This is a genomic window from Bradyrhizobium sp. USDA 3240 (genome assembly GCF_054063295.1).
This window is the reverse complement of the sequence record NZ_JBSSGD010000002.1, coordinates 6,799,795-6,814,238: the sequence shown is the minus strand read 5'-3', so window position 1 is coordinate 6,814,238 and position 14,444 is coordinate 6,799,795. Positions and strand designations below refer to the sequence as shown.

Annotated in this window: 9 protein-coding genes; 4 read left to right on the top strand and 5 right to left on the bottom strand. The window is 63.6% G+C overall.

The features are described from left to right. Nucleotides 1-49 precede the first annotated feature (49 nt). Both ACVIGA_RS32865 and ACVIGA_RS32860 read left to right on the top strand, forming a co-directional pair. The gene (locus ACVIGA_RS32865; protein WP_456669259.1) at nucleotides 50-973 is read left to right on the top strand and encodes a glutathione S-transferase family protein; all 924 of its coding nucleotides are present in this window, start codon (nucleotides 50-52) and stop codon (nucleotides 971-973) included. A 223-nt stretch (nucleotides 974-1,196) separates the two neighbouring features. Further along, a complete protein-coding gene (locus tag ACVIGA_RS32860) occupies nucleotides 1,197-2,231 on the top strand; it encodes an LLM class flavin-dependent oxidoreductase (RefSeq protein WP_456669258.1) in 1,035 nt (344 codons plus the stop codon). A gap of 84 nt (nucleotides 2,232-2,315) precedes the next feature. On the opposite strand, the gene ACVIGA_RS32855 is transcribed toward ACVIGA_RS32860, so the two are convergent. After that, nucleotides 2,316-2,597: a porin gene (locus ACVIGA_RS32855; protein ID WP_456669257.1), complete on the bottom strand. Its 282-nt coding sequence runs from the start codon at nucleotides 2,595-2,597 to the stop codon at nucleotides 2,316-2,318. Nucleotides 2,598-2,869: 272 nt separating this feature from the next. Here ACVIGA_RS32855 and ACVIGA_RS32850 point away from each other — a divergent pair, with 272 nt between their 5' ends. Then, complete coding sequence (locus ACVIGA_RS32850) at nucleotides 2,870-3,652, top strand: tetratricopeptide repeat protein (RefSeq protein ID WP_456670942.1); 783 nt, start codon at nucleotides 2,870-2,872, stop codon at nucleotides 3,650-3,652. Nucleotides 3,653-3,679: 27 nt separating this feature from the next. Here ACVIGA_RS32850 and ACVIGA_RS32845 read toward each other — a convergent pair whose 3' ends face one another. From ACVIGA_RS32845 to ACVIGA_RS32835, 3 genes are all read right to left on the bottom strand, one after another. After that, nucleotides 3,680-4,390 (bottom strand): hypothetical protein, encoded by a 711-nt coding sequence (locus ACVIGA_RS32845; RefSeq protein WP_456669256.1) that lies wholly within the window; start codon nucleotides 4,388-4,390, stop codon nucleotides 3,680-3,682. Nucleotides 4,391-5,129: 739 nt separating this feature from the next. After that, nucleotides 5,130-6,704: a porin gene (locus ACVIGA_RS32840; RefSeq protein ID WP_456669255.1), complete on the bottom strand. Its 1,575-nt coding sequence runs from the start codon at nucleotides 6,702-6,704 to the stop codon at nucleotides 5,130-5,132. 842 nt (nucleotides 6,705-7,546) lie between these two features. Further along, nucleotides 7,547-10,651: a DEAD/DEAH box helicase gene (locus ACVIGA_RS32835; RefSeq protein ID WP_456670941.1), complete on the bottom strand. Its 3,105-nt coding sequence runs from the start codon at nucleotides 10,649-10,651 to the stop codon at nucleotides 7,547-7,549. A 611-nt stretch (nucleotides 10,652-11,262) separates the two neighbouring features. On the opposite strand from ACVIGA_RS32835, the gene ACVIGA_RS32830 reads away from it, so the two are divergent. Further along, nucleotides 11,263-13,236 (top strand): substrate-binding domain-containing protein, encoded by a 1,974-nt coding sequence (locus ACVIGA_RS32830; protein ID WP_456669254.1) that lies wholly within the window; start codon nucleotides 11,263-11,265, stop codon nucleotides 13,234-13,236. Between the two features lie 113 nt (nucleotides 13,237-13,349). Here ACVIGA_RS32830 and ACVIGA_RS32825 read toward each other — a convergent pair whose 3' ends face one another. After that, complete coding sequence (locus tag ACVIGA_RS32825; RefSeq protein WP_456669253.1) at nucleotides 13,350-14,258, bottom strand: FkbM family methyltransferase; 909 nt, start codon at nucleotides 14,256-14,258, stop codon at nucleotides 13,350-13,352. Nucleotides 14,259-14,444 lie beyond the last annotated feature (186 nt).

Genomic DNA, 14,444 nt, shown 5'->3' with positions numbered 1-14,444 from the left:
CTGTGCGAGAATATCCGAGGAGATCGCAGCCCTGTCCCGGGAGAAGGCCATGTCGCAGCCCACGCCGATCCTGCATCATTTCGATCAATCGCCGTTCTCCGAGAAGATCCGCATCATCTTCGGCTTCAAGAAGCTGGCCTGGAACTCGGTACGGATTTCCCGGATCATGCCGCGGCCGGATCTGATGCCAATGACCGGCGGCTATCGCCGCACGCCGACGATGCAGATCGGCGCGGACATCTATTGCGACACCCAAATCATCATCCGCGAGCTGGAGCGGCGCTATCCGACGCCGACGCTGTTTCCCGCAGGCCATGCCGGGATGCCCTGGGCGCTCGGCATGTGGACCGACCGGCCGTTCTTCCAGAACACGGTCACCCTTGCGTTCGGCTTCATCGGCGACAAGGTCCCGCAGGATTTCATCGAGGATCGCGAGAAGCTGCGCGGCGCCAAGTTCGATGTCGCTGCCATGACCGCGGCGCTGCCGCAGATGCGCGACCAATTCCGCGCCCATGTCGACTGGATCGAGGCGCAACTTGGCGATGGCCGATCCTGGCTGTTCGGCGAGTTCAGCCTCGCCGACGTCAGCGCCTACATGAACGTGTGGTACGCCCGGCAAAGTGTCGCGACGATGGACGAGATCATGAAGCCCTTCCCGCGCGCTACGGCCTGGGAGGAGCGCGTGCGCGGCATCGGTCACGGCGCGCGCACCGAAATGTCGTCAGCCGACGCGCTCGAGATCGCGGCGAAGGCACAGCCGGAGACGCCGGTTTTCGGCGATCCCTTGGATCCGAACGGTCGCAAGCCCGGCGACATCGTCAGCGTGATGCCGGATGACTACGGCAAGATCCCGGTCCGCGGCGAGATCGTCTCGCTGTCGGCACAGCACGTCGCGATCCGCCGGTCCGACGAACGCGCAGGCGAGGTCGTGGTGCATTTCCCGCGGGCCGGCTTCCTGGTCATCCCGGGCTGATCGCCGCAGCCCCGGCGCAGGCCGGATACAAGCGACCTGGAAACGCTGCGTTTCGCAGCGTGACCTTGCCGGCCGGCGAACAGGCAATACCTGCACTGTATCTCCAACCGAAGGCTCCACAGCGCAGGCTTGCGGACATCTCCGCAGCAATACGACCTTTCGGCCTGCGTGCGATGGGTGGCCCGTGGCGGATCCTCCGCCACGCCGACAACTGGACTATGTGATGACCACCTCTCTCGAATTCGGGCTCGACACATTCGGCGACGTCACCAAGGACGCTGCCGGCGCGCCGCTGCCCCACGCCCAGGTGATCCGCAACGTCGTCGACGAGGCGGTGCTGGCCGATCAGCTCGGGATCGATTTCATCGGGCTTGGCGAGCACCACCGGGCCGACTTCGCGATCTCCTCCCCCGAGACCGTGCTGGCGGCCATCGCCGCGCGCACCAACAATATCCGCCTCGGCTCGGCGGTGACCGTGCTGAGCTCGGACGATCCGATCCGCGTCTTCCAGCGCTTCGCGACCGTAGACGCGGTCTCGAACGGCCGCGCCGAGGTGATCCTCGGCCGCGGCTCGTTCACCGAATCGTTCCCGCTGTTCGGCTTCGACCTCCGGCAATACAACGAGTTGTTCGAGGAGAAGCTCGACCTGTTCACCGAGCTCCTGAAGCAGGAGCCGGTGAGCTGGGAGGGCAAGCTGCGGCCGCCGCTCAACGGCCAGTCGGTCTATCCGCCGGTCGAGCACGGCCGGCTGAAGACCTGGATCGGCGTCGGCGGCAGCCCCGAATCGGTGGTGCGCGCGGCGCATTACGACCTGCCGCTGATGCTCGCCATCATCGGCGGCGATCCCAAGCGCTTTGCGCCCTATGTCGACCTGCACCAGCGCGCCTACCAGCAGTTCGGCCGGACGCCGAAGCCGATCGGCGTGCATTCGCCAGGCTACGTCGCCGAGACGGACGCGCAAGCTCGGGAAGAACTGTGGCCCGACTACAAGGTCATGCGTGACCGGATCGGCAAGGAGCGCGGCTGGCCGCCGATGAGCCGCGACGAGTTCGTGGCCGAGGCCGAACACGGCTCGCTCTATGTCGGCGGACCGGAAACCGTCGCCCGCAAGATCGCGGCGACCGTGAAGGCGCTCGGCGCTGCGCGCTTCCAGCTGAAATATTCGGCGGGCCCGCTGCCGCATGAGAAGCTGATGAAGAGCATCGAGCTCTATGGCCGCAAGGTGGTGCCGCTGGTGCGCGACATGCTCGCCGCCTGATCGGCGAGAGCGAGCTCTGCAAAGCAAAACCCCCGGCGTTTTGGCGCCGGGGGCTCTGTTAGATCTTTGTCAGATCAACCGGGATCACCAGTTGCGCTGGACTTTGAGCATCATGGTCAGGGTGTTCTGATTCTTCAGCTCGTAAATCGCAGCCGGCTTGCCGAGAGCGGCGCTGCCCGGGAAGGCGACCGTACCGGCAAATTTCTGATCCAGATGGGTGTAGGTCAAGTCACCCGTGAAGGTCAGGTTCTTGACGGGGGTCCACTGGGTCTGCGTGCCGATCTGCGCGATGCTGTAGTCCGGGTTGCAGGAGGTGATGCCTGCGACAGCCGCACAGAGGAACAGCACCCCAAGTACCACCCACACCGTTGCCGCCGGGGCGCGGACGAGGGTCTTGGCGCACCGGTGCCGCCGAAGATGGTGTTGGCGCCAGCCGGACCACTGAGGTCGTGGATGTTGTAGCGCGTCGCAAGCGGATTGCTCCGGTTGTCCTCATGTCGTGCTTTCACGAGACTTTTGATGGACGCGCAGAGGGACGCGGGCTAAGGCTCAACGACATTCTCTCTCGCATCCTCCGGAAGCTTCCCGTGAGTGGCAGGCAAAACAATTTCCTCGCTCAAGCGCTGCAACAAGGTGCAATGGCGTTACGAACGCAGCAATTCGCTCAGGCGGAGCAGATTGCAGTCAACATCCTGAAATCCAGCCGCACAGACAGGAACGCAGCGCTTCTGCTCGCCCATGCTTTGAGGGGACAGAAGCGGGAAGCCGAGGCGATTGCGCCGCTCGAGCGGGTTGCGCGCCGCGGCGACGATGGCGAGGTCGAGACCTTGCTTGGCGCATTGTTGTGCGGTGCGGGGCGGGCCACGGACGGCTTGGCACAGCTTCGGCGCACGGTTGCACGCCGCCCGCCATATCTCCCTTCATTTCAGGAACTCGCCGGGCAGCTTGCCAAGGCCGGTCAATACGACGAGGCGATCGACACGGTCGAGGCCGGCCTGGCGCTGGCCCCCGACAGCGTCGATCTGAAGCTTGATCTCGGGCGGCTGCTGCATGATACCGATGACTTCGCGCGGGCTGCGCATGTCCTGACCGCCGCGCGCGATGCTGCGCCGGGACGCCCCGATATTCTCAACCAGCTCGGGCGGGTCCTGGTCCTGCATGGCGACTACGCCGCGGCCGCGGATGCTTTCCGCCGCGTGCTCGCCCAGTACCCTGACGATCGCTCGACCCGCGCCTACCTTGCCACATCGCTCTTCGAGCAGGGTGAGCGCGACGCTGCCGAGGCGGCGCTGCGCTCCGTCATTCGTGGTCAGCCCCAGCTTCTGGGACGCGCGGCGTTCGTCATGGCCGCAGGATCGCGTGGCCGCTTCTTCTTCGCGCAGAGCGACGCTGCGAAATTCCTCGGCGGGGAAGCAGGCTGAGCGGATCGAACGAAATCTCGTCGCGCCTCAGGCCCTGAAGTTTCTGCGGTAGAGGTTGGGCTGTCGTTTGAGCTCACCCCTGAACTCGCCGACGCGCTTGGCTTCTTCCGCGGTGAATGACGATGCCTGCGCAGTCCAGTCGTCGCGCTTGACCGGAATGCATTGCGCGATGGGAGTCCCCTTGCGGAGGACACCTCGGAAATTCCGGTCGTGCCAGTAAGCCGGGAAGTGCACCCAGTTGTCGGTATAGAGGTCCGAATTGACCAGGCCGCTGAGCGTGGTGAACGGCAGATCGAAGCGGTTGACGGGATGCGTGAAGTAGATCGCGTAGCCTTCAGGCGCCTCGACGGTCCACAGATTGTGGAATTTGAGAAAGAAGCGGCCCGCTTCGAACAAGGGTGTGCCGCTGACCTGACCCGGATCGTGAAATCCGATCGGCGAACGCGGAAATTCAGGTGTACCTCCCGGCGGCAGGTCGTGATCCCAGGTGATTTCGCCGTCCGCGACCTTGAGATCGCAGACCAGTGGCAGCAGGAACCCGCAGGTCATCGCGTCCACGAATGGCGGGCAGCGCTTGATGGTGTCCTCGTCGTGCAGATTGATCGAGGAGAAGGCCGTCGCCGGCATGGCCTTGAGCCAGTCGGGAATGCCCTGCGCTGCCGGAATGGGCCGCGGTATTAGCCCCTCAAGCCCCGCCGGGCAGCGGAAATTGAGCGTCAGCTTGTTGGTGGTGGACATTGGGCGCTCCGATCTCCTGACGGACTACATCAATGCGTCGCAGCCATTCAAGCGCGTTTTCGAACAAGCGTGAACGTCCACGGTCGCTAGCAGACTAAGAAGTGGCTGGAGGACAGGGCTTTTTGTTGTCTCTGACACACGCCAGCAGAACAACTATGGGCTTAAAAGTTCTTTATCGGCTTGTGGAATTCCGGGGAGAACAAGCTTCAATGTCATAGAATTTCGTTATGCTGGAGCGCTCGTTTAACGAGCGTTAGATCAATTTGTAACTCGCCTTATAGACGCTCCCTATGAGCATTTTCGAATCCTTGCGATCCCTTTTGCATAGCCCTTCGTCGAGATGAACGGATCAGCTGAACTCTCTCGGCTCAGAGGTTAGGTTTCGCAGGATGATAGGTGAACGGGTCTGCCGCCCATCCTCGGCCATGTCGTTCCAGCCAACCCATCGCCACTAGCTTTCGGCACGTTGGATTGACGCGCTGTATGGAGGCTCCCTCCCCGAAGATGCGCTCAGCAAGTTGGCGCTCTGTGAGACCTGGCTGCTCGCGGATTATACGAACTATTCGTTGGGCTACCGTCATGGCAGGACAAACGTCCGCCGTGGATGGGTCTGCGTCAATGACCCAATTATGACGTCGCGCGAAAGAAAAATGGCTAGCGAGCAGTCACCACCGGGCAAAGCAAAACCCCCGGCGTTTCCACCGGGGGCTCTGTTAGCTTGCAATCAGGTCAACCGGTATTACCAGTTGCGCTGAGCGCGGAGCATCAGGAGAAGCGTATTCTGGTCCTTCAGCTCGTACAAAGCTGTGGGCTTGCCAATGGGAGTGCTGGGCGCCACGACTGTACCTTCGGCCTTCTGATCCAGATGGGTGTAGGTCAGGTCTGCCGTGAAGGTCAGGTTCTTGACCGGGGTCCACTGGGTCTGCGTGCCGATCTGCGCAATGTTGTAGTCGGGGTTGCAGGTCGTTATAGCAGCTCCGCTGCCCGCGGGAGCAAGTGCGCTCCGGAGCGAACCACCCACGCCGCCAACACCGCAGATGAGCGTCTTGGCCGTGTCGTTATACATGACAGCAGCATAAGCACCGTAGATCGACGTGTTCCAGTAGGGGTTCCAGTTGTGCACGTATGCACCGCGGAAGCCCCAGGTCTGAACCAGCTGCTGCTGGGTTCCGGTCGCGAACACCGAGTCAGGCGCAATGCCGAACCCTACGCTCTGATAGGCGCCGGGCAGATTGGTGCCACCATAAATGGTGTTCCCACCAGCCGAACCGGCAAGGTCCTGGATGTTGTAGCGCGTCGCACCGTCCGTATAGACGCCTTGCAAGTTGATGGTGTCGCCAGGTCCGGTCGGGAGGTTCTTGATCGACAAGGCCAACTGACCTGCCCAACCCCATCTGTCGTCCGGATGGCCGGTCAACTCAGTGCCGCCGTAGTAGGCCGCGTGGTTGTCATGCGCCGCGAACGACGCCTGGAACAGACCCCAAGCCTGGTCGACGCGCAGCATCGCGACGAAGTCCGGTGCGATCGTGCCAGCGTAATCGCTCGCGCCGAAAGGACCGGTAGCGCCGATAGCAGCACCAATCGGGCTGAGGGCGCCAAGATTGGCCACACCAGCCTGATAGTAAGCCGTCTGATCCTGAGCCGACAGAGACAGCGACACGCCGTTGCCGAACTGAGCGGTGTAGGTGAACTGGTTCACACCAGTGATCGTACCGCCGCCGCCGACGAGACCGTCGAAGTTGTTGCCCGGATAGTTGGCCCACGGAGCCGAGAACTGCGAGACCGCCTTACCCATGGTGAAGCCGGCGAACTGGATGAAGGCGTAGTAGACGCCAACCGTACCGCCTGCAACGCCGCCGGAGTTGGCGTTGTTCGGAGCCGACGCAGTGCCGATCGGCGAGTAAACGGTCGCGCCGTTGCCTTGGCCGGCGTAGGTGTCGGTCGTCCACGAGAACGTCGCATCGAAGAAGGTACGGACGACGCCGTACTCGGTCGCGGTGCGCGTATCGATGTTCAGGTCTTCACGAGAGCGCCAGGTGTAGCCGTTGGTGAAGCGGTTGTTCGCCGCGCCAGCGCCCGAGGTGTTGCCCGTGTTGTCCGAGTTGGTGTTCGCCAAAACGTCCACACGCAGGTAGCCGCCCAGCTTGATACAGGTATCGGTGCCCGGGATGTAGTAGAAACCGGGACCATACAGGGAGCAAACCTTCACGTACTCGACCGCTTTGGCCTTGACGGGAAGATCGGCCGCCTGAGCTCCGCCGACCGCGACGAGAGCCGCCGCCGAGCCGAGGATAAGGCTCTTAACCATCTTCATGTTAAACCTCCAAGTTGCTCTATCTCAGGGAAGGTTCCGGATCCGCCGGGTAAAACACCCTAGGTTGGTTCCCTTTGTCCCTTAAATCCCCGCTCAGTCGCTTCGCGCCTTCGGACACACCCGCATGAACGCGAGGGACTTAAGCGAACCACCTAAAACGGGACGACCTTGGGATGCCCCCCTCCGTCGCAGTTCCATAAGAGACAGAAGCCCCCCGATCACGCAACAAAAGACCGCTCGCGTTGAGGTAAGTTACGGCTGTTTTCGGGCAAATGTTGCACAAATATCACGGGTATTTGAACTGCGGCATATCTGCAAGTCATTGAAATACAAAAAGAATATCTGAGATACCGCTAGCGGGCACAAGTTCGGGCAACACCGGGCGGAACGGTGTGCAAAACGCGTCTTCCTATGGAGAAAGCGAAATCGGAGCCCGTTCCGGCGCCGCTGATTCCGGCTCGGTGCACAATTTTTCGGCCTGAAAACCCCGGTATCTGAATGACATAGCCCGCCTCAAATACCGTCGACTCGCGCCTGGAAGGGGGCATTCCGATTGCTCGGAGCAGGCTGGAAGACGGCGGACGGACCGCCTCACATGTGCACTACCGGCGCTACATGTCACCGCGATGTCAGCGCGCGGGATCAGTTGATTTGTTCTCCGTGGCCACCGCGCGATAAAATATCTCCACTGCACGCGCGATGCGCTCACAAGACGCGATGCAGTCCGATTCAGTCACGAGACTCGTCGCTGAAGAGAGTCAGCAAGCGCTGCGAAGCGGCGGCGTGATCGTTCGCACCGGGGAACGCCAACGACGAAGGCTTGGTCAGGAGTAACGTCGTACTCACTCGTCCAAGATGTCGAGCAGATCATCGACCCGCTCGAACGGCGGTTCGTTTGTCTTGCCTGAATAGAAGACGCGATCGCCGTCGCGCTGGAGCGATCGTGCTCTTGATTTAGGCAGCCTCCCCGGCAGAAACGTCGCTGCGACGGCCTCCGGCCCGACGTCGAGCCTCACGATGCCTCGCCGCTTGCAATCGATCCTGAGCCTTGCCGCCGTGAAGAAATCCCGGGCGGCCGACGGCAGCTTGCCGAAGCGGCGAGAGGTCTCTTCTTCCAGATCTTCCAGATCGTCCTCGCTCCGGCACCTCGCGACGCGGCCATAGATTTCAAGGCGCATGGATTCCGATTGCACATAACTCCTGGGCAGCAGATCCGCGAGTGGAAGGTTGAGATCGGGCACCCACAGATCGGCGGAGCGGTCGTTCGCCTTCTCCGAGGCCTGCTTCAGAAGGTGGCTATAGAGCACCGGCCCGAACACCTGCACGTGGCCGGATTGCCGCTCGGAAAGCAGATCTCCGGCGCCTCTGAGGTCCAGATCGCGCTCGCTGATCGCAAAGCCGGCGCCCGGTCTGCTGAACTCCTCGAGCACGGCCAAACGCTTGCCCGATTGCTCCGAGTTCGATTCCGTCAGCATGGACGCGAAGGCGCGCGTGCCACCGCGCCCCACCCGCCCCCTGAGTTGGTGGAGCTGTGCCAGACCAAACTTTTCCGGCCAACAGACCACGATGGTGTTCGCCCGCGGAATGTCGAGACCGCTTTCCACGATGTTGGTCGCCAGCAACACGTCGGCCTCGCCTTCGACAAAGCTCATCATTCGGTCGTCAAGCTCATCGGCCGGCAGCTTGCCGTGCAGGCAGACGATCCGCAGCTCCGGCGCCACCGCCTGCACGCGCGCCAACAGCGGATCGAGATCCTGGATGCGCGGACAGATCAGGAAGCTTTGCCCGTGACGTCGCTGCTCGCGCAGCAGTGCAGCGGCAATGGCGGCGTCCGAAAGCGGCGCGATCTTGGTCACGACCGGAAGCCGATGCACCGGCGGGGATGCGATCACGCTCAGGTCCCTGAATCCGGCGAGACCTGCCGCGAGCGTGCGCGGGATCGGCGTGGCACTCATCCAGAGCGTATGGACGCTCTTCGCCAGGCCGGAAAGCTTCGCCTTCTCCGCCGCCCCGAAGTGCTGCTCTTCGTCGACAACGACCAGGCTGAGCTTGGCGAATTTCACGTCCTTCGCTGCGATCGCCTGCGTGCCGACCACGACCTTCATCTTTCCGCTTCGCAGGGCTTCCTTGGTCTGCTTCATCTCCGCAGTCGACGTCGCGCGCGACAGGCTTCCGACTTCGATGCCGAGCGGGGCAAACCGCTTGCGGAACGTCACGACGTGCTGTCTCGCCAGAACGGTCGTCGGCACGACGACGGCAACCTGCTTGCCTGACAGGGCAACAGCCGCCGCCGCGCGCAAGGCAACCTCGGTCTTGCCAAACCCGACGTCGCCGCAGACGACCCGGTCCATCGGATGACCCGAGGCAAGATCATCCAGCACGTCCCGGATTGCCTTCGCCTGGTCGACGGTCGTGAAATACGGAAAGCGCGCGACGAACCGCTCGTATGCGGGTCCGGGCGCGACCAGCCTGGGAGCGCGCCGTCGGCGGCGTTGCGCGATGTGCTTGGCAAGCGCCTTGGCGGCAAGTTGAATTTCCTGCTCCGCCCTGGTCCGCCGCGCCCACCACGTGCTGCCGTCCGCCTTGTCCAATGTCAGCCTGCCGCGCTCCGCCGCATACGGCCAGATCAGCGCAAGGTCGGCGGGCGGAACGAGCACGGCGTCATCCCCGGCAAATGCCAGGCGGATCATCTCGCGCGATGATCCCTTCCCCATGTCGTAGGTCTGCAAACCATCGAGCACGGCCAACCCGCGTGGCAGATGAACGACGACCGCGCCGCGCTCCGGCACGTCGGGATGATCGAAAGCCGCACTAAAGGCCCTGGCCATCGGCTGCGGATGATGCGCCCGGCTGCCGAGCACGTCGGTCGCCGTGACGACCACAAGCGGCTTGCGGCCCGCACCGATGAAGCCGGTGTCGAAGTCGGCCAGCAGCGCTGCTTCGCCACCCCGGCCCTTCGCCGCCTCGCTCCAGTCGGCGACGCGCTCCGCCTTGATCCCGCTCATGCGCTCCATCGCGCGCAGATCGTCCTCCACCGCCGCAACGAACAGCAGCCGCGATCCGGCGCGCTGCGTGTCGGCGACAAATGCGCGGAGCGCTTTTCGCGACGAGGCGACCTTCGAGAAATCAGGCGTCGGGGTGAAGGCCGCCTTGCGAGGCAGCGCACTCATAGATTTGTTCAGCCGCTTCCAGTCGCCAGGGCCGAAATACTCGCGGTCCGCCTCTCTGCGGCCGGCCGCCTCCTTGATCGTGCTCAGCCAGCTATCGGCGTGACCTGAAACTCCCGCGTCTGCGATCCAGCGGGCGGGCTCACAATAATCCGGCAGCGCCGCCCGCTGGGCCCGCTTGCCTCCCAACGCGATCCGTTCCGACATCGGATCGATGAGCAATTCCTGGGTATCGAAGACGACGTCGTGCTCGTTGGGATCGACGCCCGCTATCCTGCGGATCACGCCACCGGAATGCTCGATTCTGTACGGCCCAAGGGAACCGGCAGGAAACACTTCGAACGTCATTCCGTGGAACAGCACGCTTCCGGGACAATCCGCCTCTTCGTCGAGATCGTATCCCAGCGCTTCCAGACGATCCTTGAGATCCTGCTCGGAATAGCGCGCACCGACCTTCAGGCTGATGCTGAGGCGGCTCCAGCTCGCGGGCAACGGCAACCGTTCCATGATCGCCTCGGCCGTCGACACCAGGAAGACCGGCTTCCTGCTTTTCGCAAGACGCCGCAACACCGAACTCCGCCGGCCGGCGATCTCGCGCGACGGCTCCAGCCCGTCAAACGGCAAGGTATTCAGCCTCGGGAACACCAGCACCTCGAGCGACGGATCGAGCGAATGCAGCACGCTGCCGAGGCGCTCCGCTCGGTTCTCGCTCTCCGCAAGAAAAACGATGCCGTCGCGCCCGGACTTCTTCCATTGCTCGAGAAGATGCAGCGCCAGCATGCCGAGTGGCGAGGAGGATGAGATCCCGGAACGCGTCGATCCCTTGCTGTTCTTCTTCGCGCCAGCAACCGCGCGGGCCTTCTTGGTCTTCGCCACGTCAAATCCATCGTTATTGCGCAAGTTCGATCGCCCGGAGACAAGCATCTCCGGTCGAACGCGGGCCGCCGGCGCCCCCCGACGCACGCGGCCAGCGCCCTCATTACAGCCTCGCACTCGCGTTGGATAGCCGCGGGTTCAAGATCAATTGCGGCATCGGCGAATGTCTCGCTCCGCACCGCCATCCTTATTGTAATCCAGCTTTCACATCGGATCGCGCCACCCGGGCATCCGAGAATTCACCCACCCGAAAAATCACCGCAAGCCAGCTGCGCATCGCGCCGGCTCAAATTGTCTAAGGGGTGTGAGCCACATCGGCGCCGATGCCGACGACGACGCGCTGGGCTGTTCGCTCTGCGCGGCGAACAGCTTCGATTGTCTTGAGACGTTCCCGCAAGGTCTTCTTCATCGCCGTCCCATTCACAGCCATCGAACAAGACATTCCGGACATCACTCGGCCGTCAGGCGGTCGCGCGGCGCTGCTGTGTCACGCAACAAAAACAGGGAAGGTTATCATGAAGACGAAATCGTTCGCCGAACGCGTGCTGGGCACGACCTCGCTGGTCGTGTTGTCGGCCGCCGCCATGATCGGAGCCCAGCAACCGGCTGCGGCCCAAACCGGCATCTACGGCGGCGGCAGCACGCTGTCGTCGCTGGCGCTGCGGCAGATCTTCGACTGCTATGCGGGCGCGACGCTGGCCAATGACGGCCAGGCGTTCTCGCCGAGCTTCACCACCGCAACACCGAGCCCGAACCTGCTGCCGACCAGCTGCACCCTCGTCTCGACCTCGGTCGAGGGATTGTTCGCCGCCGTCGGCTCCGGCAACGGCCAGCGCGCCTACATCGCCGACGACGCGCGGCAGCTGTTCCGCGGCAGCCCGGACTCCGCGCCGGCCGTGGTGCGCAAGCCCTCGGCCAAGCCGCCGTTCCGCGACACCGCCAATTCGGCCTTCAAGAGCTATCCCTATCCGCGGCTCGACTTCGCCGCCAGCGACGCGCCGCTCGCCAGCTCGATTGCAAGCCTGACCACCATCTCGTTCAGCAATTTCGTCCCGTCGACCAATTGGCAGAACACGCTGCTGATCGGCGCCCTGAGCAAATCGAACGCCAGCTTCAACAGCTCGGCCGTCGGCGCGCCGATCCAGGTCCCGGCCATGGAGGTCCCGGTTGCGATCTCGGTCAACACCGCCAATTCCGCCTCGGGCGTGACCTGGACCAACCAGTCGGCGCTGTCGCCGAACAGCCAGGCCGGCGGAGCGATCCAGCTCTCGGCTGCCCAGCTCTGCGCGATCTTCTCGGCGACCGTGACCGACTGGCACGACACCTCGACGCTGATCCCCGCGCTCGACGCCAACGGTGTGCAGCAATTCCAGCACTTCTACGACGCCAACACCAACGGCGCGCTGACCCCGGTCGCCTATACCAGCGGCCGGCTGCCGATCAAGGTGGTCTACCGTGCGGATGATGCCGGCGCGAGCTTCATCCTGACCAACTACCTCGCCAACCTCTGCCCGCTGCTCGACCCGACCGGCACCTACAACTACAAGAAGATATTCACCGGGGTCGGCGTCGGCGGCAGCGCCACCGCCAACCTGCCGTCGGGCAAATTCGTCCGCCTGCTCGACAACATCAAGGCGGTGAAGAGCTCCGACCAGAGCGACCCCTACGACGTGGATGACGACGAGGAACGTCCGGATCCGCGCTGGATCAGCGCCTCGGGCAGCAACCACGAAGCGCTCAAGATCGGCACCGACCCGCGCTTCGCCGGCCGGATCGGCTATCTCAGCGCCGACTACACCCAGCCCTATGCGCAGACCGTGACCGAGGAAATCGCCGGCACCACGATCTCCGCGGCGGCTCCGCTGTCGGCCAGCATCCAGAACGAACAGCAGCGCCTGCTCGGCGTCTATCATCCGGGCCAGGTGGGCAGCAACGGCAGGGCGCTGAACTTCGTGCCGCCGACGCCGAACAATGCCCAACAGGCATTCACCAACCTGACCGCCCCCGACGTCAGCAGCAGCTATGATGCCTGGAACCTGTATGCCCAGGTGTATCCCGCCGGCACCGTCGTCGGCGGCGTGACCTATGACGGCCTGTCCGTGATCGGCATCCCGCTGCAGTCGCAGGCCGACTATCCGATCACCGGCGCGAGCTTCCTCAACGTGTATAGCTGCTACGCCGACACGACCGGGACGCGGGTACCCGCCGTGAAGAACTGGCTCGCCTGGTTCTTCGGCGGATCGGTCACCGGGCTGCCCAACTACAATCCGGCGGCATCGAACTCCGACAACCCCGGCTATGATCCGAATGTCGCCCGGGTCATCCGCAACAACGGCTTCCACGAGCTCGACGGCGTGTGGGCCACCAACATCCTGAATGCCTATCTGATCTCGAGCGCGGCCGGCGGCCTGCCGAGCGCGATCGCGGCCTCCAGCACGTCGGGTACGCAGACCGACGGCTGCACGGGCGTCACCGGCGGCGCGAAATAACGCCAACATGAGATCGTGATCCGGGACGATCCGGATCACGATTTCACGCAAGACATCAGCAGCCGGGCTCTCGATCGGGGCCCGGCTGTTTTCTTGCCGTCTCAGCCGGCCTCTCAGCCGGTTTTGGCGGCGGCGCGCTGTGCCGCGGCGAGCTCGAAATAGCGGCTTCCCGCCTGCGGGACGATCGCATCGCGGTTGAGCAGATGCTGGATGCAGATCGCCGCGAGATCGAAGGAGCCGTAGCAGTGATGGGCGACCAGCGCGAGATGCTTGAGCTGCTCGTAGTTCATCGCGTCGGCCTTGGTGAAATCGCGGACATAGACGGCGTCGGCCTCAAGCAGCTGATTGAACGCCTCATAGGGATTGGTGCCGCGCATCGGCCAGATCATGCGTTTGTTGATCGCCATCAGGGCATGGGGAATGAAGCCCTGGCTGCGCAGCTCGAGGTCGATCTCGCCGAACACCGGCTGCTGCTTGTACAGCGGGAGAAACGAGACCTCGGTCTGGACGACGACCGCGTCCGCGAGCCGCCGCCGCCCGTTCTGGAAGATCGCAAGCTCCGAGCCCTGCACGTCGATCTTGAGATAGTCCATCTCATCGATCTCGCCGATATCATCGAGCCGGTGGGTCGCGATCTTGCTGTCGGCGATGATGCGGCCCCATTCGCTGAAGCCCTGAAAGTGCTTCAGCATCACGGGATCAGGCTCCAGCAGGCTGGTCATCCCCGGCGCAGCACAGACGCGAAGGCGGGCCTGCTCGCCATTGCCAATGACGTAAGGCAGATAGGTTTCGAGCTCGCTCTTGCGGGCATTCAGCTCGGCCAACGCGCTGGGCTGCGGCTCGAAGCCGAACAGCCGGCATAGCCGCTTCTGCAGCAGCGGCACGTAGGGCGGAACGTCGAGCGGATTGGCGCCGATATCGACCACGGCGGTGAGACGTTCCGGCGCAAGCAGCGCGCTCAGAAGGTCGGCATCGGCGGCTGAAGCTGATGGCGTGGGTGCGATCGATGCGGATGACGTCATGGGGACCTCACGGCGCGGCGCAAGGCGCGTCGAACCTTGCGGTCGAAGCGCGCAGCCCTATCCCCGTCATTGCGAGCCACCCGGTCGGCGCGAAGCGCCGCCGGATGACAGGCTCCGCGAAGCAATCCATCCGTCCGCACACGCGGAACCATGGATTGCTTCGTCGCTTCGCTCCTCGCAATGACG

Excerpts from the sequence above, each read along its gene's own strand:
- ACVIGA_RS32865 (WP_456669259.1), top strand. The coding sequence starts at position 50 with ATGTCGCAGCCCACGCCGATCCTGCATCATTTCGATCAATCGCCGTTC.
- ACVIGA_RS32860 (WP_456669258.1), top strand. The coding sequence starts at position 1,197 with ATGACCACCTCTCTCGAATTCGGGCTCGACACATTCGGCGACGTCACC.
- ACVIGA_RS32850 (WP_456670942.1), top strand. The coding sequence starts at position 2,870 with ATGGCGTTACGAACGCAGCAATTCGCTCAGGCGGAGCAGATTGCAGTC.
- ACVIGA_RS32845 (WP_456669256.1), bottom strand. The coding sequence starts at position 4,390 with ATGTCCACCACCAACAAGCTGACGCTCAATTTCCGCTGCCCGGCGGGG.
- ACVIGA_RS32840 (WP_456669255.1), bottom strand. The coding sequence starts at position 6,704 with ATGAAGATGGTTAAGAGCCTTATCCTCGGCTCGGCGGCGGCTCTCGTC.
- ACVIGA_RS32835 (WP_456670941.1), bottom strand. The coding sequence starts at position 10,651 with ATGCTGGCGCTGCATCTTCTCGAGCAATGGAAGAAGTCCGGGCGCGAC.
- ACVIGA_RS32830 (WP_456669254.1), top strand. The coding sequence starts at position 11,263 with ATGAAGACGAAATCGTTCGCCGAACGCGTGCTGGGCACGACCTCGCTG.
- ACVIGA_RS32825 (WP_456669253.1), bottom strand. The coding sequence starts at position 14,258 with ATGACGTCATCCGCATCGATCGCACCCACGCCATCAGCTTCAGCCGCC.